Origin of the sequence: Psychrobacter piechaudii, from assembly GCF_900162825.1 — a bacterium.
Lineage (GTDB): Bacteria > Pseudomonadota > Gammaproteobacteria > Pseudomonadales > Moraxellaceae > Psychrobacter > Psychrobacter piechaudii.
Genome location: NZ_FUGE01000264.1, coordinates 1 through 3,098 on the forward strand (window position 1 = coordinate 1; position 3,098 = coordinate 3,098).

The 3,098-nt window shown below is 37.0% G+C and carries 2 protein-coding genes; both read right to left on the reverse strand.

The features are described 5' to 3' along the window. Nucleotides 1-245: 245 nt before the first annotated feature. Nucleotides 246-1,397, reverse strand: coding sequence for a catalase family protein (locus A1019T_RS12775; RefSeq protein WP_077452098.1), 1,152 nt, complete (start codon nucleotides 1,395-1,397; stop codon nucleotides 246-248). Between the two features lie 136 nt (nucleotides 1,398-1,533). Beyond that, on the reverse strand, nucleotides 1,534-3,096 hold the full coding sequence (locus A1019T_RS12780; RefSeq protein WP_077452100.1) for a Dyp-type peroxidase: 1,563 nt from the start codon (nucleotides 3,094-3,096) through the stop codon (nucleotides 1,534-1,536). Nucleotides 3,097-3,098 lie beyond the last annotated feature (2 nt).

Genomic DNA, 3,098 nt, shown 5'->3' on the forward strand with positions numbered 1-3,098 from the left:
AGTTAGAAACTATAACTAAAATATTTTTATATATCTCGTGTTTTTGTTATTTGCGACCGAAAATTGGTGATAACATCTGTAAAAGGTCAATAATTAATTAAAATGTAGCTAAAATCGATTTGTAGTGCGATTGCCCTGTGGGCAACAGGTTATAACATTTTGAACATCACAATAATTTGATATAACTCAATAGTGAAATAGCCTATCTATTTTAGATAAGCTATTTTATTATTTCCTTAGCTTTTTTAATTAATTGATATCATCTCAAAAGCCTGTTGTAGGCTACTAGGCTCTTGACGCTTTATACCATTAAGACTATGCCGCTGCTCTGAGGCAATTTGATAGGCCTTTAAACGCGCTTGTTGTAAATTACCAATAGGTCTATTTTCCTCTAAACAGCGAAAAGGGGTAAAAGAAAGATTCTCCATCACATGGAAATAGCCATCATCTGGTATATCCTGACATGGAATAGTTAAACGTGCCACAGTAACAAATGGTGCCTCTGAAGGTTTCCATTCAACAGTTAAGTCGTTAATAGGTTGTTTTTTCACATTTTGACACAGTTGAATCTGTACCTCGAATTCATAATCGTGCTCACGAATTTCCTCAATGATTAATGGACGAATGGCCTCTTGGCGTACATTGACATCAAGCTCACGACGTTTTATCTTTTGGATAGACTCTCGAGTAGGCTTTACTCGAATTTTCGCCATATAATCACCATGTCGCACCGCTCCTTGAGAGTAGAATTCGTATAACAGAGTGTTTTTTGGCTCAATTTTCTTAAAACCACCGATAGCTTTTAAAGTCTTAATAGATTCTTTAGAAGGCAGCTGTGATCCATAGTTGGTTAACCAATTAAAAGCAAATTGAGCTCGACCAGCAGCTCCTTTAGAAAAATAGTCGGTCATCTCCAAAAACAGTTTTGATACGTAAGTATAATCTTTTATTCTATTACAGAAGAATACAGGGTGATTAATTAAATTGAAGTCAAAATTAGTACTGTCCTCTTCGCCAGGAGCCAATTTTTTCCCAGGTACATCAAAAACTTTGAAAGCCATACCTTGAGCTAGGCCTAGCTTCTTATCCTCCAATACTCGAGAGGAGCCATTAGAGAAGCGGATTACTGCATCATGTATACCAGGCGTAGCGTAAATCCCTTGGGCATATTCTTTTTGGATGTTACTTAAAATCTCAAACTTGGCTTTAAGAGCGCAGTAGCCTTTAGCATGCGCATCGCGAGTGTGATAGTTGATATTACTGACTTTGTCACTTTTAGCAATGTAAGCCTTGATATCCTCGGTAATTTTAACGATATCTTTTTCGTCTTCTTCGGTCAAATAAACAAACTTTGGATCATAAAGGGCGAATTTTTTCTTAAATAACTTATGTAGCATTGTAATTATCCTAATTAAAATTTGAGTGAAGTCATAGATCTATAAAACTTTAAAATCTTTGCCTGTTTACCCGTTATATTTTCAAGCTGTTAGTAATTAAAATTTTACAAAAATAAAAGTACATTAAGATAAGTTATTAAAGCTCGCTTATCCATTTAAGAGCTGAAATACTGGGAATAAATAAGTATTCGCCACCTTGCAAAGTGTTGAACTGGAGAATACCTTTGTGTCTTTTTCGTATGGGATCACTTGGCTCAGTGAATGTATCACTTTCTGCTTCATTATCGCCATTATGAACACCTAAAAGCGGATCTCGCTCTTCACCTAAGTTCATAAAGTTACCGTCATTAATCCATTGGCTTTGCAAAAACTCAAGCGTGTCCATTGCCTGAGCATTAATGCCAATAAAATATAATCCTCGTTCTTTACCATCATCTACAGTAATGTCAGGCGCTACAATATCGCCAAAAGACACGCTACGGCGTATTATTCTATGCAAACGAATATCAGATAGAATAAAGTCTTTAGAGTTACGTGGATTCATACGACGAGCATGAGCTCCAAAAGGACAGCCTTTACCTGTCACATCCTCCGTATAATCAAATTTATTGTTCCGAGAGTCATCAGCCCCTAACGTTTCATCATCATAATCAGGACTTAAGGTTACAGGAGCGCCCGAGCGCCAACGTCCAAACATTTTGGCAGCAAGTTTATCAGCTTCTTGCTGATTTTCAGTATGGTCAATGCAATAACGATTAAAGTCAGCTACATTACATTGATATTTGCGTAGTACCATAAATGAACCATTTTTACCCAATACCTCTGGTTGTGGCATAGGACGTACAGTTCCATCCTCGCTTTTATAGCCCATCACAAACTCTCCTGAAGCAATCGGTTTGTCATCTTCAGGATTATTACTTATTCCACTACCAGCAACTTCTGGATTACTAATTCCATCTCGAAAGCCAAACACGTTTTTAGCAGAGTCATCCGAACCGAACTGATGATCGATCAGTATTTCAATATCACCTTCTTCAGGGTGGATTTCATTTACATAAGGTGATATGTCTTGTCTAAGCTGCTGGATTTTGGTTTGCCACTTATCTTCATTATCAGCAATAATTGCAGCACAAATATGAATTTCGCCTTTCTTACCAAAGGGTGCATGCCAGTTTTTCGGATCATTGATCCCCACATCACCAAGCTTTTTAGCAGCACTCTCCATGCCTGCCTTAAAGTTATCTGGGAAAGAATCAAGAGAATCTTGAGGCACGCCTAATGCCTTTAGGCCTTCAAATGTCATAACAATATTTAAGCTAGCATCCATATCATTATGCCAAGTTAAGCTATGACTAACACCTCCTAATACAGACCTAAGTAGTTGGCGTCCAGTATTAGCATTATTAACCTTAAGAGCTACTAACGTCCCATAGTATGGAGCAGGACGACGACGCAGGATGATGGCTTGAATATCCTCAAGCTCCATCGTTACTAGATTAGGATGAAAAATAGAATCAACTTTACGCTGCAAGTGACTTAACTGATTACTTAAAGCATCTTTCTTATACAACACTTTATGGTTATCAAGCTCATTTGATAAATTATTTATACTATTCTTTATCTTATCTTCAATTTTCTCAATGAAGTGGTTAGCATCCTCTTTTAGACCCTTAACCACTGGTTTTTTATTATTACCCATAG

Coding starts and splice junctions, on each gene's coding strand:
- A1019T_RS12780 (WP_077452100.1), bottom strand. CDS start 3,096: ATGGGTAATAATAAAAAACCAGTGGTTAAGGGTCTAAAAGAGGATGCT.
- A1019T_RS12775 (WP_077452098.1), bottom strand. CDS start 1,397: ATGCTACATAAGTTATTTAAGAAAAAATTCGCCCTTTATGATCCAAAG.